The organism is Pricia antarctica (assembly GCF_900101815.1).
Classification (GTDB): Bacteria; Bacteroidota; Bacteroidia; order Flavobacteriales; family Flavobacteriaceae; genus Pricia; species Pricia antarctica.
Genome location: NZ_FNAO01000009.1, coordinates 161,895 through 187,403, shown reverse-complemented (window position 1 = coordinate 187,403; position 25,509 = coordinate 161,895). Strand labels below are relative to the sequence as shown.

The 25,509-nt window shown below is 46.3% G+C and carries 18 protein-coding genes; 10 read left to right on the top strand and 8 right to left on the bottom strand.

The window, feature by feature from the left end; all coding sequences use genetic code 11:
• Positions 1–105: 105 nt before the first annotated feature.
• Positions 106–324 (top strand): hypothetical protein, encoded by a 219-nt coding sequence (locus BLT07_RS20805; RefSeq protein WP_139205164.1) that lies wholly within the window; start codon positions 106–108, stop codon positions 322–324.
• A 69-nt stretch (positions 325–393) separates the two neighbouring features.
• The gene (locus tag BLT07_RS17945) at positions 394–576 is read left to right on the top strand and encodes a LamG domain-containing protein (protein ID WP_091872902.1); all 183 of its coding nucleotides are present in this window, start codon (positions 394–396) and stop codon (positions 574–576) included.
• 15 nt (positions 577–591) lie between these two features.
• Here the strand turns inward: BLT07_RS17945 and BLT07_RS17940 are convergent, their stop codons facing one another.
• Complete coding sequence (locus tag BLT07_RS17940) at positions 592–2,010, bottom strand: sialate O-acetylesterase (protein WP_217633336.1); 1,419 nt, start codon at positions 2,008–2,010, stop codon at positions 592–594.
• 117 nt (positions 2,011–2,127) lie between these two features.
• Between BLT07_RS17940 and BLT07_RS17935 the strand changes: the two genes are divergently transcribed.
• Complete coding sequence (locus BLT07_RS17935) at positions 2,128–3,705, top strand: FG-GAP repeat domain-containing protein (RefSeq protein ID WP_091872899.1); 1,578 nt, start codon at positions 2,128–2,130, stop codon at positions 3,703–3,705.
• A gap of 371 nt (positions 3,706–4,076) precedes the next feature.
• Positions 4,077–6,338: a ligand-binding sensor domain-containing protein gene (locus BLT07_RS17930; protein ID WP_091872894.1), complete on the top strand. Its 2,262-nt coding sequence runs from the start codon at positions 4,077–4,079 to the stop codon at positions 6,336–6,338.
• 44 nt (positions 6,339–6,382) lie between these two features.
• On the opposite strand, the gene BLT07_RS17925 is transcribed toward BLT07_RS17930, so the two are convergent.
• The 7 genes from BLT07_RS17925 to BLT07_RS17895 all read right to left on the bottom strand — a co-directional run bounded on the left by BLT07_RS17925 (position 6,383) and on the right by BLT07_RS17895 (position 17,875).
• Complete coding sequence (locus BLT07_RS17925) at positions 6,383–7,276, bottom strand: sugar phosphate isomerase/epimerase family protein (protein WP_091872891.1); 894 nt, start codon at positions 7,274–7,276, stop codon at positions 6,383–6,385.
• Positions 7,277–7,286: 10 nt separating this feature from the next.
• On the bottom strand, positions 7,287–8,087 hold the full coding sequence (locus BLT07_RS17920; protein ID WP_091872886.1) for an SDR family NAD(P)-dependent oxidoreductase: 801 nt from the start codon (positions 8,085–8,087) through the stop codon (positions 7,287–7,289).
• 182 nt (positions 8,088–8,269) lie between these two features.
• Positions 8,270–9,295: a zinc-binding dehydrogenase gene (locus tag BLT07_RS17915; RefSeq protein ID WP_091872882.1), complete on the bottom strand. Its 1,026-nt coding sequence runs from the start codon at positions 9,293–9,295 to the stop codon at positions 8,270–8,272.
• Positions 9,296–9,410: 115 nt separating this feature from the next.
• On the bottom strand, positions 9,411–10,109 hold the full coding sequence (locus BLT07_RS17910) for an orotidine 5'-phosphate decarboxylase / HUMPS family protein (RefSeq protein WP_091872878.1): 699 nt from the start codon (positions 10,107–10,109) through the stop codon (positions 9,411–9,413).
• A gap of 41 nt (positions 10,110–10,150) precedes the next feature.
• On the bottom strand, positions 10,151–12,493 hold the full coding sequence (locus BLT07_RS17905; RefSeq protein ID WP_091872873.1) for a hypothetical protein: 2,343 nt from the start codon (positions 12,491–12,493) through the stop codon (positions 10,151–10,153).
• Between the two features lie 240 nt (positions 12,494–12,733).
• Positions 12,734–14,425: a SusD/RagB family nutrient-binding outer membrane lipoprotein gene (locus BLT07_RS17900; protein ID WP_175455361.1), complete on the bottom strand. Its 1,692-nt coding sequence runs from the start codon at positions 14,423–14,425 to the stop codon at positions 12,734–12,736.
• A gap of 36 nt (positions 14,426–14,461) precedes the next feature.
• Complete coding sequence (locus BLT07_RS17895; RefSeq protein WP_091872865.1) at positions 14,462–17,875, bottom strand: SusC/RagA family TonB-linked outer membrane protein; 3,414 nt, start codon at positions 17,873–17,875, stop codon at positions 14,462–14,464.
• 484 nt (positions 17,876–18,359) lie between these two features.
• Here BLT07_RS17895 and BLT07_RS17890 point away from each other — a divergent pair, with 484 nt between their 5' ends.
• From BLT07_RS17890 to BLT07_RS17865, 6 genes are all read left to right on the top strand, one after another.
• Entirely contained in the window at positions 18,360–19,868 is a 1,509-nt protein-coding gene (locus BLT07_RS17890) for a sodium:solute symporter family protein (RefSeq protein ID WP_091872861.1), read from the top strand.
• 1 nt (position 19,869) lies between these two features.
• Entirely contained in the window at positions 19,870–20,085 is a 216-nt protein-coding gene (locus tag BLT07_RS17885) for a hypothetical protein (RefSeq protein WP_091872858.1), read from the top strand.
• A gap of 12 nt (positions 20,086–20,097) precedes the next feature.
• A complete protein-coding gene (locus BLT07_RS17880; protein WP_091872854.1) occupies positions 20,098–20,331 on the top strand; it encodes a manganese efflux pump in 234 nt (77 codons plus the stop codon).
• 161 nt (positions 20,332–20,492) lie between these two features.
• Positions 20,493–23,114 carry a glycoside hydrolase family 2 protein gene (locus BLT07_RS17875; RefSeq protein WP_091872851.1) on the top strand — a complete coding sequence of 874 codons (2,622 nt, stop codon included), beginning with the start codon at positions 20,493–20,495 and terminating at the stop codon, positions 23,112–23,114.
• The gene (locus tag BLT07_RS17870; RefSeq protein ID WP_091872848.1) at positions 23,074–24,363 is read left to right on the top strand and encodes a DegT/DnrJ/EryC1/StrS family aminotransferase; all 1,290 of its coding nucleotides are present in this window, start codon (positions 23,074–23,076) and stop codon (positions 24,361–24,363) included. The genes BLT07_RS17875 and BLT07_RS17870 overlap by 41 nt, the downstream gene beginning before the upstream one ends.
• Positions 24,364–24,488: 125 nt before the next feature.
• Complete coding sequence (locus BLT07_RS17865) at positions 24,489–25,496, top strand: Gfo/Idh/MocA family protein (RefSeq protein WP_175455360.1); 1,008 nt, start codon at positions 24,489–24,491, stop codon at positions 25,494–25,496.
• The last annotated feature ends 13 nt before the right edge of the window (positions 25,497–25,509 follow it).

Genomic DNA, 25,509 nt, shown 5'->3' with positions numbered 1-25,509 from the left:
GGGTTGGTAATCGTTTGGCCACGTTCAATATGGCAATGCGATAAGTAAATCATTATTAACCAATTCAATTATTTTTTCCTCTGAAACGGCTATTTTGCCTCTGATATGGAATTCTTCCATACGGATATATGGACGGCCGATGCCACCGAAATCAGGATAAAGCTTGTAGATTTTGGGCCTGATTGGGCCTTTGATGGCGGGGACGATACGGAACATGAAATAACAATTTCAGATATACAACAAAATACATGGCTATCTCTAGACATCCCTTTTACCGATTTACCCAGACTTACCGCCAGATCTAATATTGCACAGTTCATTTAAGCAGGGCCACCCATGGGTGCCATGACCATTGATGTCGATAATATATATTTCCATAAATAAAAGATAAAATTGACCGTAGACGACAATGTGGTCGTTGATCTTCCGAACACGCAAGACAACCCTTTTGACAACCCACACTATCTCCTATTGAATATAGCTATGGGCGGTAATTTGGGTGGAGATGTTCCACCGGATTTCACCTTTGACACCTTTGAAATTGATTATGTGCGGATTTATCAATACTATTTTTAAAGAGGTACTCAGACGCTACGGGTTTTCCGATACATCATAAACAATCTCATCCGTCCTAAACGGGGCAACAGGCAGACCCGATTCATCGAACAGGTTTCCTATGCTTCCATTTCCGAACATATAGCGAACAAACCTAGGATTTTTAACCTTTTTAGACGTTACGATTAGGGTACTTGTGTCTTTGTCAATTTTCCCGTCGGCGGGATAAAACTTCTTATCTGCCCCGGCGATTTCTAGGGCCTCGATACGTTTTCTCTTTACGACGAGACCTTCACCTACATTGTCGAAAGAGACCTGAATCTTAGCGCCATTGATTTTTTGTTCCTTTACTGTCGCGAACGTATACTTCGGTGTTTCTTTGGCGTAGGTTTCCGCCAAGGCCCAATTGGCCAATCGATTTCCCACCTCCTTTTTATATTTAGGATGGATGTCGTCCACGTCGTCTACCAAATCGGAAATAACTACCATTCCCGACTTCTCAAAGGATGATGCCTTTTGCTGCTGCTCCCGTACGATGGCCGCACTAAAAGGGATGCTATAACCTTGAAAAGGAGCAATCTGCACGTAATAAAATGGAAATTCGTTTTGGAATTTTGCCCTCCATCCTTCAATCATCGTGGTAAAAAGGGTTGAATAGGAATTCGCATTCGGGGTATTCGATTCCCCCTGATACCAGATAGTGCCAGCAATCCTCATTTTTGTGAGGGGATGGATCATGGCATTATAGGTGGTAGCAATATCACGGTCCCAGCCTTCACTGTCATTTAAATTCTGGACTTCGGCCTGTACTTTTTCCAAATCCTTGATTTCGTCATTGGGAATCCAGGTTTCTACAGGAGTTCCTCCCCAGTTTGAGTTGATAAGCCCGACGGGGATGTTCAGTTCTTCGTTCAATTTTCGTCCAAAGAAGTAACCGACCGAACTGAACTTGCGCATACTTTCGGGACCGCATATCTCCCAATGCCCCGTGAGCTCGTCTTGTGGATAATCGGCTGTTGCTTTTTCAACAAAGAAAAACCGGATTTGATCATTTTTGCTGTCCGGCAGGGCCGTCTTGGCATCGATTATGCCTTTGTCCGCGTTATATTCCATGTTCGATTGTCCCGAACAGATCCAAAGTTCACCGATCATAACATCTTCGATAGTAATCCTCTCTTCTTCAGTTAAAACTTGAATACTAAAGGGACCTCCCGCCTTTGGCGTTTTTAGTAGGGCTTCCCATTTTGCTTTATTGCTTGCCGTTGTTCTAAGGGTGTCGCTGTTCCAATCCGTGATAATCTGGATTTTTGAACGTGGGTTGGCCCATCCCCAGAACTTCACTTCTGAATCTTGCTGCAGTAGCATATGGTCGCTAAGAATATCGGGCAACCGCAATGCCGATTGTGCAAAAAAGAGATTGGGAATAAAAAGGAGTATAAAAAGTAGTTTCTTCATTGGTAATAAATTGTATTTGAAAATTTTAAGCCTATTTTTATTTCAGAAGGATTAAAAATGAGGTTGAAGATATAAATAATTCCTATATCATGAGGGTTATAAGGGATATGAATTAATATGAAACTACACATTCCAGTATGCTTTTTGGTGGGTTTAGTTCTTTCATGCAATCAAACCAAGGAAGCTAAAAACACCGTTCTCGATTCCCTTTCGGTTTCAGCGCTTTCCGGCCAAGCATTGGCCCATATTCATTGCGCAAGCTGCCATTCGTTCGTAAGTCCCGAAACTTTATCGAAACCAATTTGGGAAAATGATGTTTTGCCCGCCATGGGCAATCGATTGGGCATCTTCAATGGTGAACATCAGCCCGATAGTATCTTTGGCTCTTTCCGAAATGCATCTATTGTTAAAAAGGCGAACGTCTTTCCCGAAAAACCGATGTTGGCCAGGGAGGATTGGACGAAGATAGTTTCCTATTATGTGGATAACGCCCCGGATACCATCCTTCCCCCGAAACGCATTACCACAATTAAAAAAGGCTTGAGGCATTTCAAGTATACCGAGGCTTCATTTGTAAACGGCCCACCGCTGACGGCCATGGTCAAAATTCTTCCTGATAAAAGGGGGCTTGTATTCAGCGACAGCAAACGCAACCGCAATAGGTTGACCTTTTTGACCCCTAATCTCGAAAAAGAGGGGGATTTTCCTTTCGCGAACACCCCAATCCAGTATCATGAAAATGCCGATACGGTCTACTTGACCACCATTGGGAAAAATGTTTTTCCCAACGACCTGTCCGACGGCGCACTCCAAAAATTTAGATTGGACGAAATTGTAAAAAATTCAACAGCTGGAAAAATGCTGATTCCGAAGCTACAGCGTCCGGTAAATATGGCGTATGGGGACCTAAACCGAGATGGATTTGAAGATGTCGTCGCTTGCGAATATGGCGACCTTACGGGGAAACTTAGCTGGCACGAAAATTTAGGGGACGGGACCTATACCGCCCATATTTTAAAAAGCAAGCCCGGTGCCATTAAAGCGATTATTAAGGATTATAATGCGGATGGCCACAACGATATATTTGTGCTGATGGCCCAGGGCGACGAGGGTCTTTTTTATTTTCAAAATTCGGGAAATGGTGTTTTTGAGGAAAAACGGCTGCTGAGCTTCTCACCGCTAAACGGCAGCCAATATTTTGAACTTGCCGATTTTAATGGGGATGGGTTCGACGATATTCTTTACGTCTGTGGAGATAATGCGGATAAAACCCCGATATTGAAAGCGTATCACGGCGTATATATTTTTCTCAATGACGGGAAACTGAATTTTGAGCAATCCTATTTCTACCATCAGAACGGGGCCTATAAAGCCCTGCCGAGGGACTATGATATGGATGGGGATTTGGACATAGCTACAATTTCCTTTTTTCCCGATTATACCAATTCGCCCGAAGAAAGCTTTGTGTATCTTGAGAATAAAGGGAATTCAAATTTTGATGCCTACACGTTCGCCGAATCGACCAAAGGACGATGGATCGTTATGGATGCGGGCGATATCGATGGGGACGGCGATATCGATTTGGCGCTCGGGTCGTTCGTGCAATTTTTGGCAAAGGGAGATACTACCGGACTCAGTAAAAAGTGGTTGACCGACAGTCCTTCTGTTATCCTACTTGAGAATACGCTGCGATAAAATTGTTGAATCAATATTGAATTTATCTTAAGTTATTCTTTTACCTACTATTCGCACATTTTGCGCCCTAATTTTGTCTTTTTCTCGCACCGTAATTATGACTATGCTGCTCCAAAAATCCTTCATCAGAACACAAAAGCAAAAAATCTCGGTTCCAAACAACAACTCGAGATGAGTTCACTTGCCGAACTTCAACTATCCTAACTTTTTGACCCCTAATTCCGGCTTAACACCAATATCCGGTCAAAATACCACGCAAACCCTGTAAAATAGCAGAAGCAAATTACCTTTTTATTCGGTTAATTTGTTTGAATATAGTGCCGCTATGCCCATAATGGTCAACGAAAACCAACCACAAAGCCTTAGTATAGATGAAAAATCCGAACCCTTTTTTCCTCTTTGCCATCATCACAGTTATATCCCTATCCTGTACCCATACCGAGAAGGAAACGGACTCCGTTGCGGCAATGCCCGTTTATGATGATGTGCCTTACCTTCAGGATTATGCCATCAAATACGATTGTGAAGACGAAAACACCACCCTATCCAAAGTTTTTATGGATAGAAATGGCGTAATCCAGGTCGCATCGTCCGAAGGTATTCTTCGTACGCACGACGGCCAGTTTTTATATCCCGGTCAGTTGGTCAAAGACAAAACCTACCGGCCACTTACCGATAAAAATGTCAAGGGAATGTGCGTTTACCAAGAGCAATTTGTCTACGTCGACGATACCGCGGTTTTTAGCAATGCGTGGGCCGGCACCCTTTATCTTAAGCACGATTTGCCAAAAGCATATATGGTTACTTCTGGTGAGGGTTTCGATTTTATGATAAGCGATGGTGCCTCACTTGAGTTTTTGTCAAAATCAAAGGTTACATGGAACGGGGAATTGATGGACGATACCATAAAAGATATTCTTTATGATAAGACCGGCAAGAAATTTTGGGTCTTGGGCGAAAAATCAGTGGCGAACTTTGACACGGTCACGAATGAATTTAAAACTACGATGCAAGGAGATGCTTTTACCGCGTTTGCATTTAACAACAGCGATTTGATCATAGGCACAAGTTCGGGCTATTTGGTTGTGGATTCGTCTTCGGGAAAGCAAATCGGCGATAGGCATATCGAACTCCCTGCCACGGAAATTACCGATGTGGAAACGATCGACGGCCAATTGTGGTTCGGCTCGACCCAAGGCGCGTTCAAACTGCGGGAAGATGGCATCGATTATTACTACGGCAAACGCTGGTTGCCCAGCAACAGGGTCGAACATATTTCAAAAGGTACCGATGGTTCCATATTGATATTGACAAATAACGGCCTGGGCCAGATCGTATTTGAGAAAATGACCCTGTTTGATAAAGCCCAATACTACGAGAAACAGGTGCGCGACAGGCATATCCGTTATGGCTTCAACGCCTCGTTGGTAGATTTGGACAATGGGGACATTGATTCCGGAAGGCTTTCAGATTCCGATAATGATGGACTTTGGACGACCATGTACCTTGCCGGAGAAGTTTTTCGGTATGCAGTTACCGGATCTGAGGAAGCCCTGCAAAACTGTCGGGAATCGATGGATGCCATGGAGCGTTTGTTTAGTATCAACCCTGTTCCTGGATTCCCGTCCCGATCGTTCGATCGCAGCGGCTATATCGATGTGCTGCACGACCCAGAGCGGTGGCAAAACAGCTCGGATCCAGAGTGGGACTGGAAGGCGACTACCAGCAGTGACGAGGCCATTGGCCATATTTTCGCTTATGGAGCCATGGCCGAACTGATGGACAACGAGTTGAAAGATCGCGCGATTATTCTTATAGATACTTTGATGAGCCATGTCGTTCGGAACGATTTGTACATGGTCGATTATGATGGCAAACCGACCACCTGGGGCCGATGGAACCCCGAGTATGTCAACTCAAGACCGAAAATGGTCGGGGACCGCAAAATAAATTCCTCGAATATTATCGGAATGCTTCAGACCGCGTACCATTTTACGGGCAAAGAGAAATACAAGGAAAAAGCCTTTGACCTGATGGAGAATCACGGGTATCTCGAAAACTTGATGTACCCTATGGCTAAAGTAGCGAATGCACCTGATGATGCCGATGACTGGAGCAAAATGTTGTCCGAATCCTGGAACCATTCCGATGATGAAATGTATTTTGTGGGCTATTGGGGATTGTACAACTATGCCTTTAACGACACCCTGAAAGCTAAATATAAAAAGGCGATTATCGACCATTGGGAAATCGAGCGCCCCGAAAAGGAAGGTTTATGGAATATCATGACCGCACTCACCGGCACCCCCGAATTTGATTTGGACGAAGCCGTATGGTATCTTCGGGAACATCCTATGGACTTGATAACTTGGGACATTGAGAACAGCCATCGAAAGGACATTGTAATGATAGCCCCGAACTTCAGGGAGCAGACCACCCGCGAAGTACTGCCCCCCGACGAAAGGCGTATTCAGCGGCACAACGCCAACATGTTCCAATTGGATAAGTTAGGCGGTGATGGCACTGAAGAATATTCTGCTGGGGATATCTGGTTGTTGCCCTATTGGATGGGGCGGTATTTGGGAGTTATTGGAGGGCCGGTGCACGAAGGTAAAGCCCGCAAAGCGATGTAGTCGAAATCATTTTCATCCTATCGGCACTGATTAAGAGTAGGGTATCAACTAAAATCATGCCAATACTCCACTATTTTCTTGCGTAAAAAACCAACACTACGTTCGAGCTGTTCCATGCCGTCTACCCCATCTTCGATACTGATCCAGCCATCGAAGCCTACCCGATGCAACTCCTTAAATATGGCATCGTAATCGTTGAGGCCTTTTCCTATTTCGCCATGGCGCAAGCGTTGGGCATAGCCGACGGCCCCGCCCTCTTCCTTTCTTAGATCTTCGATGGTTCCTTCGATAAGGTAACGGTCACTGGCGTGCATAGTGACTACGCGGTCGGAGACCCGATAGAGTAGTTCCAAGGGGTCTTCGCCCGCCAAAAAAGTATTGCTCGGATCGTAATTGACCCCGAAATTGGGGTGGTCGATTCGATTGACCAAGCGACAAAAAACATCCATTTTCTGGGCAAATTCCGGATATTCCCAAAAATCGTCCTTGTAATGGTTTTCCAATATTAGGGTGATACCCAATTTTTCCGCTTTGGGCAGACAGGTCTCGATACACTCCGCCGCCAAGGATATGCCCTCGTCCATGGTCAGCTGTGGGCGCCTTTGTCCCGAGAGCACCCTGCAATACGAACCGCCCAAACTATGGGTCATCTCGATCCAATGCATCTGCTTTTCGATTTCTTTTTGGCGGTAGGCCTTATCGGGATGGGTAAAATCAGGGGAGCAACAGAGCATGGGAATGACCTTTCCGCCATCTTCCACCTGTTGACGAAAGCCGGTCCATTGCGAACGGTCTGCCATTTCCAAAAAACCTGCGTACCATTCTAGACCATCGACCTCCAAACCACAGGCCAAATCAATCCATTCGGTAAGTTTCATCGTACCGTCTTTGCAGAGCGCCTGCATAAAGGCTTTGGGGAATACGGCTAGTTTTGGCATATTTTGTTATTTACTCTCTTTCATGCGACCCCTCCCATTTCTTGGGAAGATTCCGGCCGATAAGGGGAAATTGTTCCAGTTCAATTACTTGAGCACTCACTGGCCCGCATTCGTCAGAAAGCAGATAAACGGCAGCGGCCGCAATCTCCTCCGGCGAAAAAATACGTTGCGCAGGGGCAAAGATGTCCGGTAGGTCTTTGTACCAGTCCTCGCGCATGCCCTGTTGCTTTTTGTCAACTACTTCCCGTTCCGTCAGCACCCAACCTGGGTTGATCTGGTTTACGCGCACGCCGTTTTCACGAAACAGCGTATCCCCCAGGTTACGGCTCATGGTCATCAGTGCGCCCTTTGACATACTATAGGCCAGCAAGTCGGGTTCGCCGCACCAGGCATTGATAGAGCCGATGTTCAATACGTTGCCTCGGGTTTCTGCCAAATGGGGCAGGGCGGCTCGGATCAGGGCAAGGGGTGCGATGGTATTGACAGCGAGCATGCGCTGTAGAAACGCGCTATCGGTGGTCGCTATATTCGATGACGATACCATAGCGGCATTATTGACCACGGCATCCAGCTTTCCGAATTTCTTGAGGGCGATCTTTACCAATTGTTCCGGGGCATCCGGATCGGTAATGTCGATGGTGTGGTGTAACGCATTTTCGAAGCCCAATTCTTTGACCAAGGTATGACCCTTGGACTCGTCAAGGCCGTTGACCACAACTTTGGCGCCTTCCGCAACGCAACGCATGGCAATCGCACGACCGATGCCCGTATATCCACCGGTTATCAATATTAATTTTTGTTGTAGACGCATAACTTCTTGTTCAATAGAATTGAAGGTGACTCAGCCTCGGAAAGTGCATCCAGACAATCAAGATGCACGAAGAATCAAGACCTAAGAACCAAGAGCCAAGAACAATCTAGTTTCTAGGCTCTTGAAGCCCCGAAACTTCGGGGGTCAAGTTTCAGATACCTTGATGGCTCTGACGAGGTGGTTCATTCCGGTTTTAAAATGCTTTTTACCACTTTGCCCGAATGCATTTCCTCAAAAGCATCATGCCAATCGGAGAGCCCCCAAACGCCTCCTATTATGGGCTTGACATCCAATTGGCCCGAAGCCAAAAGTGATAGTACTTTTTCCCATATCGGCCAATTATGGCTAAAACTTCCTTGAAGGGTAACATTCTTCTGTACCAGGGCATCCAATGAAAAATTCAAAGGCTTCGGACCCCAGCCTACTTTGGTGATATGGCCTTTGGGTCGCACCAGTTGCAGTGCGGTTTGCAAAGCGGCACTGGCACCGGTAGCATCGATTATACAATCCCCCCCAAGTCCATCTTGTTTGTTTGCCCATTCCGTTGCATCCCGTACAATCGGGTCACATCCGTATTGTCGGGCGATTTCGAGTCTGGTACGATCGGCCTCGAGCCCCACAATAGCGACCTCGGCCCCGCACAATCTGGCCATGGCCGCGCAGAGAATACCGATTGTTCCCGGTCCGAGTACGATTACACGGTCGCCAGGTGCAATCTTGGAATTCACGACCACGGCGTTATAGGCCACGGAACAAGGTTCGGTCAAACAGGCCTGTTCAAAGGGCAGGTTTTCGGGTACCCTATGAAGGCATCGGGCCGGTACCCTTACATAACGGGTCATGGCACCGTCGACCCCGTAGCCGAATCCCTTTCTAGAGGCATCCAGATTATAGAGTCCCTGTCTTGTAAGCGGACTGTTGGGGTCGATGACCGCCGCGGTCTCGCTGACGACCCGGTCGCCTTCCTGCCATCCGTTAACCCGTTTTCCCAATTCGACGATATGGCCCCCGAATTCATGGCCAAGTACGACCGGATAGTTCACGGGCCAGCTATGGTCGGCGGTCCATTGGTGAAGATCGCTACCACAGACCCCTACGTTGGCGACTTCCAAGAGAACGTCTTCTTCTCCGATGGAAGGTCTGTCGATTTCACGGAGTTCCACACTCCCTGATTTGGGGGCGAAGTTTACTACGGCTGTGGGTTTCATAGTTTATTTTTTATTTTGCAAAATGACCATTTTCAAGAATTGGTGGGAATTAGTGTCAAGTGTAGACACGAATTGTGACTAATTTTTAACTCATAACTCACCAGCTTCCTTCATCCTATTTTGAAACCTCTCCATACGCATGAATTTTTTCACAGATCAGACGTAAGGAAGCCTCCAGATCGCCATCGGCGGTCTTAAAGGCATCGGCGTCTATCGTCAACGGCGCACCTAAGACCACCATCGGCGCCCCATATTCCGGACAGCAAATGGCCTGCTCCAAGGTCAACCCACCAACCGCTTGTACGGGAACATTTACTGCTTGTACCACTTCCCGAAGTTCATCTAGCGGGCTAGGCATTCGTAGTCCTTGTGCGGCTATTCCGCGTCGTTCGTCGTAGCCGATATGGTGGATCACGTAATCACAGCCGAGAGTCTCGAGCCATTTGGCACCTTCGATACGATCTTCACAGCCTAGATTGTCGCCCATCACCTTTATTCCGTAATCCTTTCCTGCCTCCACCACGACCTTTATGGTCTCCTCGTGGGCCCGTGCCATGACGACCACGTGGGTCGCTCCGGCCTTGGCCATCATTTCCGCTTCCAGATAGCCCCCGTCCATGGTTTTTAGATCGGCCACTATTGGCACACTAGGGAAGGCCTCCCGTAATTTTCGCACCCCGTGCAGGCCTTCCGCCAAAATAAGCGGCGTTCCGGCTTCAAGCCAGTCCACCCCTGCACGTATGGCCAGGGCTGCGGTTTCCAAGGCCTCGTCAATGTTTGTTAAATCGAGAGAGATCTGTACGATTGGTTTCATAGGTTTATGCTTGAATTATAAATATAAGGATTTTTTGGTTTTTATCGAGTTTTTGGGGATTGCCGCAATAGCCACACATCGGTGACCCGTGATTGTTTTCTCCAGTTCAAATGCTCTTCATCCGGTTTGTCGAAAGTTATTTTTAGTTTCCCGTCCATTATCAAATCCTTGGGTAGCGGAAATTCCTTGAATTGCTCGTATCCCTTTTCATATTTCGTCGGTTTTAGTCGCTGTCCGTTCGCTCGCAATAGCGCTTCCCCATATCCCGAAACCCGTATCAAATAATCTGCTTCGGGGTCAAGTTCGTCGTATTCCAAGGTCGGCGTAAATTGGAAAAGTTGTGTGGACAGCCGTTTTCTGCTTAAACCGTCGTTTTCCCACAAATAATCGATAGCATCGTCGGTTTTCGAAGTTACGTGCTTGGCATCGGCACTTGAAATATTATCATAAAAGCTGCCTTGTCCAAGCGACGCATAGGTTCTTATAAATTCGAGCCTGCCCAATTTCTCTTTCTCTGTTTTGAATTCCCTGATTTTTTTGAATTCGTCTTCCAACCACCATTTGTTGTTCAAAGGATAATCGATAAAATCTAGAATAGCTCCTCTTTCCGGACTTTTCGCGCCATATTTTGCTACGCCGGTTTGTGCCCCTATCGAATGGAATAGTTTTTCGGCATATTGAAAAACCTTTGTTTTGAGGGATGATGCCACGGGCTTCCGGTCAGCTTGAAGCAGGCGTGTTAAAGCATGGTCCATCGCTTTGTCCGCTCCTATATTGTCCGCATCGGCAAGCATCTGGTAGGCCTGCTGTTCCAGATTTTTCTCGTAGGCAAGACGGGTTTGAACGTACGCATCGTAATAGGCCCGCATGACCAGTTGTTGCCACCTCCAGTTATCCTGAAGTTGAGGATTTTCCGCTTCCAGCTTTTCCCAGAGCGTCAAGGTTTCTTCGATGGTTTCGTTCTCCGATATCGGACCGTCCCAGTTTTGTTCCAAATCGAATATGCCGTCCGCTGAAGCCTTCGCGACTTCCGGACCGAAAAAAAAGTGGCAGTATTCCGTCACAATATCCCCAACATTTTTATTCGGATCCCACCCCAGTTGGCTCCACACCACCTTGTTAATGTCATCGTGGGAACCGTCGGAATAGGTGATAAAACCATCGGTAATCGGAACGTCCCGACGAAAAAGTTCCGTGTAGCGAAAAGGCTGCGGATTGCAGGGTTCGCGCCCCAAGGTCAGCGCAAAGGCCTGATCCCAATTTTCTACGGGATAATGACAGCGCACGGTATGGGTGATATCGGGATAAAAACGGTATTTGTATTTCTTGGGAAGACGGTCTCGTTCATACTGTAAAGGAGGACTGCTGGGCCCATTGACCAATCCCGTAAGCCAATCTGGGCTATTCTCTTCCAAATACTTAAAAAAATAATCAGTCTTTTCCTTGTTAAAGCCTTGCAGAGAGACCCAGATTCCAGCATCCGGATGGTACTTTTTAAGTAGAACCGAAAGGGATTTTAAATACGGAATCAATTCGGAGGGATGATTGTCTCCCGGATCGCCGCCCGGCACGAAAACCCCATCCAATCTGGGACAGCGGGCGTAAAAAGCCTCTTGCTTGCGAAGTCCTTCTTCGCTGGCATTTTTTTGGGTCAAATCTTCAGGGGCTGGGGTCCAGGCCCAGTAATCGGTATCGTATTTGGCGCATATTTTACTCAGTTGGATTTCCATTTCCTGCGGATCGACCTTAAAATGGACGCTCGAGCCGGGATCTTGAAAGGGAATGTTCTCAAAGCTATTGGCCCCAAACAGCACCTGTTCCCGAAAATGTTGGTCGAACTGGTCGACCGTCCAAGCATCCCATGAATTGGCGGTATCTCGATAACCGAACTGGTGGCCTCGAAGGGCATATTTGGGCGATTCGGAGGTGTCCACATCCTCGGAAATGGATAACTGACCCCGTTGCATGTAGGCGGTACGTAAAAACTTGCCGATACCGTACAAAACCCCTCTTTTGTCAGCCCCGATAATCCAAAGCACATCTTTGCCGTTTTTACGTTCGTGTACGAAACGGTACCCTTCCTTTTGATATTCGGGATGCGTATTGATTCGGGCAGGCACAGACCTCCCGTACAGTTCGCTTTCCCCGCTTATGGCTATGGCGATTATGGTATCCGTATCCCAAACATCGGCGCGGTCGAACTTTAGGCCTGTCCGTTTCCCGATTTCCTCCGAAAAAATGGTCTCCGTAGTGTTTTGGAAAGTTTCTTCCCATGCTGGCGAAATGAGTAGGCTGGCTTGGGATAAGTCCAAACTAACCCCACGTTTCCCGTTACAGGATAGGAACAAAACCGTTAAAAACAACTCTAACAATTTCCTGTTCATGAATCTAGATCCTCCTTTTAAAAAAATTACCCGAGTCTCCCCGGGTAATTTTAAGCTAACTCAACTAAAAATAATAGCAAATAGAATAACCCCCTGTTATTCGACCATTATATGTTTTGACCCATAATCATCGGAACCCCGTATTTTCCATTTTTTAGTTCCGAAATTCCGGGGAGAATTTCGCCCCTCTGCTGCGCTCGGGATACCGTTTTTGGGATTTTTCAGAAATTTGGTATCTCATCACCAAGGCGCCGTAACGCCCTGTAAAACCCAAGGCTTGGACCACGGCGTGTCGTTCTCAACATATCCGGGCACGTCATCGGTATATTCTGTCGTTTGAAGGCTTTCCAAAGCGGCATTATAATTTTCGCGGTTAAAATTGCGATCGTTGTCCGGGTACACGAAACGGACAGGAATAACATCGGATTTGGCAAAAGGGCCGGGCTTAAGATCGGGCAGGCCCGTTCTTCGCCAATCCATATACGATTCAGAGGCGGAGGAGAAGTTCGCGATCCATTTCTGTTCCATTACCTGTTCCGGCGAGCCATCGAAGGCCACTCCGTCATTGTCCATATAATCCGCTGCAAGTTCGCCTATGCCCCAGGCATCGAACGAAGCTTGTATGCCGTTGTTGTAATTTTCCTCCGCATCAGGTCCCCATCCTTTTAATGCTGCCTCGGCCCTTAAGAAAGAGACTTCGGCATAGGTTAAAATGCGGGCTTTTAGGTTCGGGCCTTCCACTTCGTTGAATTGGGCGTTCATTTCGGAAACATGTACGTTGTCGCCCCCTTGCGTCGGTTGCGGGTTTAGGTTATATGTGTATGGCTCGGTACCTTGATTCGATACCGGAATGCCTACATAGACCGAACTGGTATCTATCATCGTCAAGCCGTTTAACCGGTCTTGAAACCAGGTTTCAGGAGTATAAATCGTAAAATTGTCGGCCAAGCTATCCGAGTTGATATAGCGAACCCCGTTGACCAAGACGTCGACTCCACCTCCAGGAACTTCTGCCGGGGCGACCACTTTAATGGGAATGGCTACGGGGGCGAACCAAACCTCCCTCCTAGGATCATTCAGCCCGTCCAATACGTTGACCAGGGTTTGGCAGGGCTTTACCCGGGTAAAATTTGAGGGGGTACCACTTTTGCCGTTGCTCGGTTGTGAATCGTCGGGACTCACACCAACATAGGGTACGGCTAGTTCTTCATCAACACTGGCGATTAAGGGCTTGGCCAAGGTTTTTTGAACGCCGGCACTTGCAAATGAAGGATCTTTTTCCGAAAGCCGCATATAGTAGCGCAGGGTCAGCGAATTGGCATATTTGATCCATTTTTCGGAATCCCCTTGAAAATAAATATCCTGTGAGGAAATAAACGGCTCAAGTTGACCTTGGTTACCCGATAAAAGGGCAGAAGCTGCTTCGAAATCGGCAATTATCCCCTTATAAATGGTTTCTTGCGCATCGTATTTCGGCAGATTGATATCGGTATCGCCCCGTAAGGCCTCGGAATAGGGTACATCTCCATAAAAATCGGTCAATAGGCCAAATAAATGGGCCTTCATAATCATAGCCACAGCCTGATGGAATTTCATGTCGAGTTCCAACGAACGGGTGTAGGCGAGATCGGCAGTTCGTAGATTGTTGTAATAGGTTTCCCAGCCACTGCCCTCCCAATCATATTCGTTGTTGCCCCAAGAATCTTTCTGCACGTACTGCACAAAAGCGGCCAAGGGTTCGGCATAGCCCTTTTCGCCAACGTCCTTGGCGGTTTTGGCCATTACCTCCGCAAGCAGAAAACTTGGGTTGGCTTCCTCTAAATTGACTCCGTTGGGGTTTTTGTTGATTTCGGTAATATCATTGTCGCAGGATAATGCCAAAAAGAAGGACACTGCCAAGACTGTCCCTATTAATTTTTTTATAGTTCTCATAGTCATAATTGTATTGCGTTGTATGTTAGGTCTCATTTAGAAACTAAGGTTGACCTTGAAACCGATGGGAATGGCAAAAGGGTTTACATTGAAACGTTCGATGCCTTGCTTAAACTGAATACCGCTTCTGCCCTGGGTTTCCGATTCGGGTTGAAAGGCCATTTCTGGATCGATACCTATACCGGCCTTCGTCCAAAGTATCAGGTTTCTACTGAATAGCGAAATCGTCATGTTCTGAATTCCGATCTGCCTTAGGCTTTGCGATGGCAACGCATAGGACAATGATATTTCACGAAGCTTTACGAAATCGGAATCAAAAAGGGACGTCCGCGTAAAATCCCACCCATAATGATCTTGATACCGGGTATAGGCCGTACCTGGCCCGCCCAGGTTTTCGGTGGTCACCACAAAATTTCCGTTGTCGTCGTACTCTCCTTGCACCCCAGGCATAAAGACCCCGTCGCTCAGGGTAATGCCCCCATCGTCGACCGGAAAGCCCCCTTCTTCGGCGGTAGGCCCACCGACCAGTACGTAGAATTCGCCATCCTCTGTTAAAAATTCACCTTCATTTTCCTTTAAATAGGTAGGAAGATCGCCTACATCGTTAAAGTTGTGCAATTTATCGAGCCAGCGCTGGGTATGCATATCAGACTCCCCATACCGGTGGGTCTGTGAAACGAACTGCCCGCCTTTGCGCCAATCGAAGTTCATGGAAAGCGACCAGTTTTTATAAGATACCGAAGTAGTCATACCCAATATGAAATCAGGATTAAAGTTGCCGATAACGGGGGCGACCCGGTTTCCGTCTTCGTCTTCCAACGTGCTATCACTGTTTTCAAAACCTTCGTCATCTATGATGGGCCAACCGTCATAGGGTGAATTAGGGTCTTCTACCCGTACCAGTTTGCGGTCGACAATGTTCCCGATCTCTTCACCAAGCCAGGTAATGGCGCCACCCTTGGCATCGGTCCATAAGGTTATCGAATTCATGCCGTCGGCCAATTCTACCACTTTCGTGCGGTTTTTGGTAAAGACAAAGCCCATATCCCAATTCCAATCGTTACTGGCCACAATGGTACCGTTTAGCCCGGCTTCTACACCTTTGCTCGAAAGCAGGCCGGCATTGATAAATTTAGTTTCGTAACCCGAAGAAATCGGGTTGTTTACAGGAAATATCTGATCCCGGTTGTCACTTTCGTAGTAGGTAGCGTCCAAACGCAGGCGATTGCCGAAGAAGGCCAAATCGGCACCTACTTCCCAAGAATTTTGTGATTCAGGCTTTAACTCGGCATTCAAAAGATTGCCGGGTACCGAAAGCAGTGAGGCATTTCCCCAAGCACCACCACTATTGAGAATGGGTTGCAGATTATAGGGGTCGGTATCGTTGCCCACCTCCGCGTAGCCGGCCCTAAGCTTGACCAATGACACTTTATTACCCATATTGAACGTGTTGTTCAATAAAAGGCTTCCCGATATCGAAGGATAAAAATAAGAGTTGTTGCTATCGGGCAAGGTACTTGACCAATCGTTTCTGCCAGTGACATCCAAATAGAACATATCCTTAAAACCGATGCTCGCCAAACCGTATAAACTGTTTACCTTTTTTTCCTGTTGGCTAGATCTGAAGTCTAGATTGCTCGCTGCAATATTGGTCAACGTAAATAGATTAGGCGTTAAAAGTCCTTGTCCCCTATTTTTGGTAGCGTTACTTACAGTGGAAGCGTCAAATTTTCGTTGGTTGCCGCCAACCGACACGCTAAAGTCCCAATCATCGAATTTCTTGTCATAGGTCAGCAAAAAATCGACATTGATTTCTTTGCGGAAGAGATCGGTAATGCCATAGGCTCCGTTGATTTCATTGGTGTAGCCGTTGGATATTTTGGTCTCCCGCTGTTCGTTGATTTCGTCAAAATTATAGCGTACCATGGCTGAGAAATCGTCGGTAATCTTCCAATCACCCCTTACGTTGCCGTAAAAACGGTTTCTTACAAACCCATTATTTACCTCATTGGCCAAGAAATAGGGATTGTTCCATTCGGTCTCGGTGGGATCATCCCCAAACTCAAACGGCGAGTTTTGAAAAAGGCCCTCATATCCTGGCAACCAGTATTGTTTAAGGTCCCGAACATCGATATGGGGCGCGAGTTCGTACATCGCCTGTATGGGGTTGGCGCCCCGGTTTCCGGCCGGCCGGTTGTCCGAATAGGTCTTGGTATAATTCAAACTGGAGCTTACAGAGATAGCGCTGTTCAGATTTATTGATGAATTCAGGTTGATGCTATGCTTGTTCAGGTCGGTGTTCGGGATAAATCCTTTATTCTTCAGATTATTGTACGAAAGACGATAATTAATCTTTTCGGTATTGTCTTGTATCGAGATATTATTGGCCGTGGTAACGGCGGTATTGAAAAAGTTTCGCGCATTGTTATGGGAACGGAGCTCGCGGGCCACGGGTATTCCACTTTCCAATTCCTGGGCCGTATAGGGCCAATGTATGGCCTTGATGCCTTGATTTAGGGCGGGTCCGGCCCAGGCGGAAGCGGTCTCGCTGATCTGAATCGCACCGTAGGGGTTTGTAGGGAAGTTATCCGGGGTGTAGGGCCGCGAACCGGCAGCATATTTGGTATGGGTGTCCAAGTAAAGATAAGGAATATCAAAAACGGTACTGGAATTTACGGTTACACCCAATCCTTTGCGTGATTTACCGGATTTGGTTGTTATCAGAACAACCCCATTACCGGCCCTTGATCCATAGAGGGCTGCGGCGCTGGCTCCTTTTAATACGGTCATACTTGCGATATCGTCGGTATTGATGTCCGAAATGGCGTTACCATAATCGACCCGGTTGTCCGATCCAACGCCTCCCACATTATTCAAGGTGTTAAAAATAGGCACGCCGTCGACAACAAATAGGGGTTGGTTGTCGCCAGAAAGTGAGGTAGAACCTCTAATTACCATACTTACCGAAGCACCGGCAGCCCCCGTGGAGTTGATGGCCACCCCCGATACTTTCCCCGAAAGGGCGTTCAAAGCGTTCTCTTGGGGAACGTTGTCAATAGCATCCCCACCCACCTCGCTTACGGCATAACCTAGAGATTTTTTATCCCTTGAAATACCTAATGCCGTTACCACGACCTCGTCCAGTTCTTGTGATGAATCCTCAAGAACAACGTCGATGGTCGAGCGATTGCCTACCACTATTTCTTGGGTTGACATCCCCAAATATGAAAATACCAGTACCGCTGAGTTGTTCGGCACCGAAATGCTGTAGTTTCCATCGAAATCGGAAGTTACCCCTGTAACAGTTTCTTTTAGTAAGACCGTTACCCCGGGCAATACTTCTCCTGTATTGTCTTTGATCACTCCGGTAACTTCTTGTTGGGCAGATAAAGTGCCAATGACCATGCTGAAGAAAAAGAGCGTCAAAAATGGCAAGTTTCTTTTTTTCATAAGGCTGTTAGTTTTGATTAAGCAGTTAGTGCTGTTCAAAGCTATGTTAAAAATTTTGGGAAAACATACAGTATATTATTAGTTATAGGTGATATTTTGTCCCTGAACCTATCTTTTGTTTTTAAATGTAACTTTTAGGTTAAAATAGTGTTAGCACGGTATACTGTTGAATGCAAACCGTTTTTGGTTGTTGCAACGAACTCTTTATACGGTAAGAGGATATGATTTCTTGCTACCGATGAATTTTTACCTTAATTATAGGTTACCGGAAGTCAACGTAAGATTTGGGTTGATATTCCATGCAAAGGCAATAAGATTTACTATGCGATTTAGTGGTAATTCGGTTTAATTTGTACTAATCAGTAGACCATTGACAATTGCGAAAGACAGGAAAAAGATTTAAACCTTATTGGTTTAGGTTTTTATTTTCTGCAACTGCAACTGCAACTGCAACTGCAACTGCAACTGCAACCAAAAACAAACCATGTTATCCGGAATCGATTATTTTATAGTTATAGCGTATATCGTCGGTATGCTTTTGCTAGGGCTTTATTTTAAAAAATTCGTAAGCAGTTCCGAAGATTATTTTCTAGGTGGTAAAAGCTTGCCCTTTTGGGCCATCGGGATGTCGATTGTGGTTTCCGATATCGGCGCGTTGGATTTTGTAGGAGTCTCGGGACAAGCATATCGTTACGGAATTGCGGTCGGTAATTTTGATTGGGTGGGTTCCGTTCCGGCTATGTTGCTGGCGGCCTTCATTTTTATTCCCTATTTCTGGCGGGGAGGTATGTACACCATCCCCGAATACCTGGGAAGAAGGTATAATAAATCGGTACGCACCATCGCTTCCGCAACTTGGATTCTTTTCTTTGCTCTTGACCTGGGCGTACTTTTCTGGGCCAGCGCCGTGCTTTTGAACGTATTGATGGGCTGGCCGATCTGGATATCGATTTTGTCCACTGCGGGAGTTGTAGGTTTATATACTTACTTCGGGGGAATCACAGCGGTAATCATGACCGACGTCGTACAAATGATTATTATGTTCATCGGTGGGTTTGCCTTGGTATTTCTTAGTCTCGATGCCGTCGGTGGATGGGAAAACATGGTAGAAAAAATTGGCACAATGGGCCCGGAATATCAAAGCCATTTTGACATTATTCGACCTATTGATACCAAATCGCCCTTTCCGTGGACCGGAATTTTATTCGGACTAACCTTTGTCATGGCCAACGCCTATATGATCGGCAACCAGTCTATCGTGCAACGTTGCCTCACGGCCAAGAACGAATGGCACGCCAAAGCCAGTATGATCTTTGGTTCGGCCTTGAAAATGTTTATTCCCATCTTGGTTTTGTTCCCTGGTCTTATGGCTGTTGTTGTGCACCCCGATTTGGCCGATGGAGATCAAGCCCTACCGATGATGATCAAAACCATATTGCCACCGGGTTTGGTAGGCCTGATGTTCGCCGCTTTTTTCGCAGGCCTGATGTCAAGCGTCGATTCTTTGCTGAATTCCACCGCTACTTTATTTACAAAGGATATCTATGAGCCTTTCATTAAAAAGAACGCCGATGATCGACATTATTTAAAGGTGGGGCAGATAACCACTTTAGTATTATTGGGTCTTGGAGTCGCCACGGCACCGATAAGCAGTGATTTCCCGGGGATTTACGTTGCCATACAGACGTTTATGTCCTATTTTCAAGGGCCTTTGTTTGCCATTCTTTTATTGGGAATTTTTTGGAAACGCAGTACCCAATGGGGCGGACTTTCGGCTTTGGTCATAGGTATCGGCTTTGCCATTTTTCTCAATGTGTTCAAGGCAGGGTTCTTTACCATAGAAGATCCCTTTCTCTATATTTCGTGGTGGTCGTTTTTATTGGCCTTTATCGTAAACGTAGTTGTAAGCCTATTGACCAAAAAACACACGAAGGCAGAACTGGATGGCTTGGTGTTCAGCTCAAAAATTGTGACCAAAAACAAAACCTTGTGATATGTTGAATTTCGATTGGCTTTCGGGAATTTCCACAGAAACGGCAAAACTGATATTTTTTGGGCTCTATTTTGTTATAGGCGCACTGGTTCTCATACTGCCAAACGACTATGTCTACGAAGGCATTGCTAAAGAGGATCGCCACTGGTGGAACAATTTAAAACTTTGGTCATTGGCGGTGCTGGCTGTCTTGGCGAGCGTGTATTACCAATTTTGAATTTAAATGATTATGAACGAAGCAGAGCGAACGGGCAAAATTAAAACGGCGGAAATAAACCGAGCCTTGGGGGTTTTTATATTCCTTTTCGGAATCATCATAACCTTTGCTATGGTCTTTACCGAAACCTTCATTCAACAAATGACCGATATGGTGGCTGGTCTGGTCTTGATGACCATAGGCGGCGGCATGTTATGGAAGGCGACACATACATTGAAAAAACATAAGCCCGAAGAAGCAAATTAGGGCATGTTAGTACCAAATGGAAATCAAAAGTTTTAGGATTTTTAAGCGGTTTTCGGCAAACATAATGGGCTAATCCGTTAAATAACAACGAAATAATAGGGGCAAATGACGAAAAACTCGATTTTAGGCTCAGTATTAACTGACCCTACTTGTATATAGATATGAAGAAGAGTATCAAGATACGTCTATCGGACAATTGGAAAATACAAACCTCAAAATTAATTCGAGAAAGGGGGGCGATTATTTCGACCTTGCACCATGAGAAGATAACTTGGATACCCGCAAATGTGCCGGAAACCGTTCTCGGTGCCTTGGTCGCCAATAAAATATACGAAAACCCTTATTTTGGGGATAATTTGAAAGCGATTCCTACTGAATATTTTACGGTGCCTTGGTGGTATGCGACCCATTTCACACTTGATGATCTGCAGTCCCAAAAATCAGCTGCTTTGTATTTCGATGGCATAAACTACAAAGCGAACGTTTGGCTCAACGGGAGACAGATAACGGATATCAAAAAGATAAATGGTGCCTATCGGCGCACGTCTTTCGATGTCAGCGAGCATGTTGTTGCAGGGGAAAATATGTTGGCGGTGGAAATTGTTCCACCAAAACCTGGCGATTTCAGTACGGGTTTTGTTGACTGGAATCCTGCCCCTCCCGATGGCAATATGGGTATCTTTAGACCGGTTACCTTAGAACTTCATAAAGGGGTACGAATTGAAAATCCTTTTATACAGACCAAGGTAGACCTAAAAACTTTGAAGCGTGCCGAACTAACGGTTTCCGCCGAATTAAAAAACGATACCCGTGAACCTATCTCTGGGATTTTAAAGGGAACGATAGAATCCACCGTATTTGAGCATAAAATAACGGTTCCGGCAAACAAGAAAATACCGGTCGAGTTTACGGCTGCCGAATTCCCGCAATTGGCCATAGAAAACCCCAGGCTTTGGTGGCCAATCCATTTCGGAAGCCCCGAACTGTATGAATTGGAATTGGAGTTTACTGTCGACGGGCAGATTTCAAGCGTTGAATATACGAAGTTCGGTATAAGAGAGGTCGAAGAGTATTGGCTGAACAATATCCACCGCGGGTTTAAAATTAATGGACAAAAAGTGCTGATCAAAGGTGCGGGTTGGACCGATGACCTATTCCTAAGGAACTCGGATAAAAATCTCGAAGCACAGGTCAGATACGTCAAACAGATGAATCTCAACTGCATCCGTCTCGAAGGCATTTGGGGGAAAGATCACAGACTTTACGACCTGTGCGATGAACATGGCATTTTACTGATGGTAGGATGGAGCTGTCATTGGGAGCATGAAATCCACATGGGCGTTCCGGTCGACGAACGTTTCGGCGGGGTGTACAAGTCCGAGGATATCGAACATGTGGCACAAGCTTGGGAAGATCAGGTAATTTGGTTGCGCAACCATCCCAGTATCTTTGTTTGGACAGTCGCCAGTGACAAAGTGCCGATCGGATCCTTGGAGCAAAAATATATCGAAACCTTCGCCAAATACGACCCGACCCGACCCTATCTGAATTCGACAGGAGGTGTCGGTAGCGACCGGCATGTAATCGGCAGCGAAGCCGTGGTCAGTGAAATCAGCGGTTCATCGGGAGTGAAAATGTTGGGTCCCTATGCCTATACCGCCCCTGTGTACTGGTTTACGGACACCAATTTTGGCGGCGCCTACGGATTCAATACCGAAACGGGACCGGGCGCGCAAATCCCCCAGTTGGATAGTCTGAAAAAATTCATTCCCGAAAATAAATTATGGCCGATCAACGACATCTGGGAGTACCACTGCGGGCGCTACGAGTTCTCCGATTTAAATCGTTTTATAGAAGCCATGGATGCGCGTTACGGCCGACCTCATTCCATAGAGGAGTTCGATAAAAAAGCCCAGGCCATGAACTATGAACTGATGCGTCCAATGTTCGAGGCTTTTCAGGTCAATAAAAGTAAATGCACCGGCATCATCCAATGGATGTTGAATGCGGCTTGGCCCAAAATGTACTGGCAGCTCTACGATTATTATTTAATGCCCACCGGGGCGTTTTATGCGACACAAAAAGCCTGCTCACCCTTACATTTGGTATACAACTATGGCGACCATCAGGTTTATGCAATCAATGACAATTTTCATAAGGTTAATGATCTCAAAGCACATATCCGCATTTACGATATCGATTCCAAACTGGTATTGGAAGAAAATCTGTCTTTCGATGCGCTTGCCGACAGTTCCATTCCCCTATTCAAAATAAATACTCTTAAAACCTTATCGACCACCTATTTCCTGGATTTGCGTTTGTCGGATGGACATAATAGGGAAATCAGCAGTAATTTCTATTGGCTGTCCACCCAAGAGGAAACGTTGGATTACGCTGCGGATTTAGGCGAATTCGCCTATCATACCCCAAGCAAACATTATGCGGATTTAAACTTGCTCAACACCCTACCCAAAGTAGATTTAGAGGTATCATATAATGTTGAAAAGGATGTGGAAGAACAGACCATGACCGCTATAGTAAAAAATACAGGCGAAGCCATCGCCTTTTTGATCAACCTTAAAGTAATCGAAAAAGATACTGGCGAAATTATTCTTCCCATTTTTTGGGAGGATAACTTTATCAGTTTGCTGCCCGGTGAAAGAAGAACCTTACGGACTACTTTTGCAGGTTCGGCAGCGGCAGAATTAAAGGTAGAAGGTTGGAATCTAAACACAATCAATTATGCAAAAATTAGCGATTCAAGGCGGAAAGCCCTGTTGTGATACGACCGCAAATCCATGGCCGAAATGGCCGATTTGGGGCAAGGAAGAAGAACGGGCGTTAATCGAGGTCCTGAACAGTGGTGTATGGTCTTACAACGGGCCGAAGGAAACGGAGTTCAACCGACTTTTTGCCGAGTTTACGGGCACTAAATATGCCATTTGTACAGTAAACGGTACGTTGACCATGCAACTCGCCTTGGAGGCAATGGGCATAGGTCTCGGCGATGAGGTTATCGTGCCCGGTCTGACTTGGCAGGCCACTGCCGCAACTGTCATCGATGTCAATGCGACGCCCATTCTGGTCGATGTGCTTGAGGATACTTGGTGCATCGACCCCGCGGCTATCGAAAAAGCGATTACCCCAAGAACAAAGGCCATCATTCCCGTTCACCTGTACGGAGCCTTTGCCGAGATGGATGCCGTTATGGAAATTGCCAAAAAACATGATTTGTATGTCATAGAGGATTGCGCCCATAAGCACGGGGGCGAGTGGAAGGGCAAAAAAGCGGGTAGTATAGGAGATGTCGGTAGTTTTAGTTTTCAACTTTCAAAACATTTGACTGCCGGTGAAGGCGGCTCCATGACCACTGACAACCCAGATTTGGCGGAAAAACTGGATGCCCTACGAAACTGTGGTCGTAGACCTGAGGGCGACTCCCTCATCGGAGTCGACAAAGGTATCGGTGATTATGGCGACGACGGTAATTTCATTCAGTCGGGCAACCTAAGGATTACCGAATTTCAAGCGGCCATTCTAGTCGAAGGTCTAAAACGACTGCCCGAACAAAATGCTATTAGAGATGCCAATGGAGCCTATCTTAACGGACTTTTAAAGGAAATTCCCGGTGTCGCTCCCCTAAAAAGAGATGCCAGGGAGACCAAAAAGGCCTATTTCAATTTTGCCTTCCGGTACCATAAACAGCAATTTAAGGGTTTGCCCATCGAAAAATTCCGAAGTGCGCTGGAAGCTGAACTGGGTATTAAGGTAGATGCCTGCTATGAACCTTTGAACATCTGTCCGTTATATGTGCCGCACACCAAACCCGCACGGCATAAATTAAACGAGGCATACTGGGATGCTATCGACCCCACCCGTTTTTCGCTGCCGGTCTGTGAACGTATCTTTAAAGAGGAATCCGTCTGCCTACATCACAAAATATTATTGGGAAACCGAGGGGATATGGACCTTATCGCTACGGCGATAAAGAAGATATATGATAATGCCGAAAGCTGGCTTTTGTCAAGCTGAGCGCAATCGAAGCGCTCGAAGTGACATGATAATTGTAATTTCCAATTTTTGGAATCCATACGGACAATCCTTAAAAAGGATATGGGCGAAATATGTGTCAACCTCTTACCAAATTAAATTTTTCCATGGATAAAATCAAAGTAGCCATTATCGGCGCCGGCTTCATTGCCCACTACCACGCACGGGCGCTTAAAGCGTTACCGAACGTTCAAATTGCTGCGGTTGTGACCACCAAAATAGAAAGCGCTCAGAAATTTGCGTTGGAATACGATATCGAAAACGCTTTTACCGATATATCAAAAATAGTGGCGAACGATGCCATTGATTCCGTGGTAATATGTACCCCGAATCAATTCCATGCGCCTTACGCTATCAAGTTCCTAGAAAGCGGGAAGCATGTTTTCTTAGAAAAGCCCATGGCTATAAATGCCTCGGAAGGTCACCAAATTGAAAAAATTGCCAAGCAATACGATCGATCGGTCATGGTCGGGCACATGTGGCGCTTCGATACGGATGTAAATTATGTAAAGGAGACTATTTCCTCTGGGAAACTCGGAAAGATTTTCAAGACCAAGGGCTATGGCATCCATGAGAATTGGGGGCCAACGGGATGGTTTACCAAAAAGAAATTAGCGGGAGGCGGTGCCTTGGCCGATATGGGCGTACATGCCATCGATACCATTCGATATCTGTTGGGCGACCCAATCCCCTTAAAAGTCTACGCCCGCATCGCAACACACTTCGGGGATTATGACGTTGACGATACCGGGATTATAGTCATCACTTGGGACAATGGTACGGAAAGCATCATCGAAAGCGGCTGGTGGCAGCCCCATATGGACGGTCCCGAAGCGGGTGCCGGCCTATTCGGGACCAAGGGATATGCCAACCTTTTCCCCACCTTTTTGAAAATAACCAAAGGGGAGGAGTCCTTCGAGAAAATCATTCCCGATTTTCCGGAAAGAAAGGAGCATTGCGATCAGGACATCTACAACCGACAAATGGCACATTTTATGACATCCATCAAAGACAATAAAAAACCGAATCCCGGTTTGTCAGAAGGTCAGATTGTCTTGAGTATTGTAGATGCGGCCTACGAATCTGCAAAGACGGGAGAAGTCGTGAATTTATAATCGGATAGACCTC

What these genes read in the sequence shown, in the direction of transcription:
- BLT07_RS20805 (WP_139205164.1), top strand. Translation starts at nt 106, where the DNA reads ATGGAATTCTTCCATACGGATATATGGACGGCCGATGCCACCGAAATC.
- BLT07_RS17940 (WP_217633336.1), bottom strand. Translation starts at nt 2,010, where the DNA reads ATGAAGAAACTACTTTTTATACTCCTTTTTATTCCCAATCTCTTTTTT.
- BLT07_RS17935 (WP_091872899.1), top strand. Translation starts at nt 2,128, where the DNA reads ATGAAACTACACATTCCAGTATGCTTTTTGGTGGGTTTAGTTCTTTCA.
- BLT07_RS17930 (WP_091872894.1), top strand. Translation starts at nt 4,077, where the DNA reads ATGAAAAATCCGAACCCTTTTTTCCTCTTTGCCATCATCACAGTTATA.
- BLT07_RS17925 (WP_091872891.1), bottom strand. Translation starts at nt 7,276, where the DNA reads ATGCCAAAACTAGCCGTATTCCCCAAAGCCTTTATGCAGGCGCTCTGC.
- BLT07_RS17920 (WP_091872886.1), bottom strand. Translation starts at nt 8,087, where the DNA reads ATGCGTCTACAACAAAAATTAATATTGATAACCGGTGGATATACGGGC.
- BLT07_RS17915 (WP_091872882.1), bottom strand. Translation starts at nt 9,295, where the DNA reads ATGAAACCCACAGCCGTAGTAAACTTCGCCCCCAAATCAGGGAGTGTG.
- BLT07_RS17910 (WP_091872878.1), bottom strand. Translation starts at nt 10,109, where the DNA reads ATGAAACCAATCGTACAGATCTCTCTCGATTTAACAAACATTGACGAG.
- BLT07_RS17905 (WP_091872873.1), bottom strand. Translation starts at nt 12,493, where the DNA reads ATGAACAGGAAATTGTTAGAGTTGTTTTTAACGGTTTTGTTCCTATCC.
- BLT07_RS17900 (WP_175455361.1), bottom strand. Translation starts at nt 14,425, where the DNA reads ATGAGAACTATAAAAAAATTAATAGGGACAGTCTTGGCAGTGTCCTTC.
- BLT07_RS17895 (WP_091872865.1), bottom strand. Translation starts at nt 17,875, where the DNA reads ATGAAAAAAAGAAACTTGCCATTTTTGACGCTCTTTTTCTTCAGCATG.
- BLT07_RS17890 (WP_091872861.1), top strand. Translation starts at nt 18,360, where the DNA reads ATGTTATCCGGAATCGATTATTTTATAGTTATAGCGTATATCGTCGGT.
- BLT07_RS17885 (WP_091872858.1), top strand. Translation starts at nt 19,870, where the DNA reads ATGTTGAATTTCGATTGGCTTTCGGGAATTTCCACAGAAACGGCAAAA.
- BLT07_RS17880 (WP_091872854.1), top strand. Translation starts at nt 20,098, where the DNA reads ATGAACGAAGCAGAGCGAACGGGCAAAATTAAAACGGCGGAAATAAAC.
- BLT07_RS17875 (WP_091872851.1), top strand. Translation starts at nt 20,493, where the DNA reads ATGAAGAAGAGTATCAAGATACGTCTATCGGACAATTGGAAAATACAA.
- BLT07_RS17870 (WP_091872848.1), top strand. Translation starts at nt 23,074, where the DNA reads ATGCAAAAATTAGCGATTCAAGGCGGAAAGCCCTGTTGTGATACGACC.
- BLT07_RS17865 (WP_175455360.1), top strand. Translation starts at nt 24,489, where the DNA reads ATGGATAAAATCAAAGTAGCCATTATCGGCGCCGGCTTCATTGCCCAC.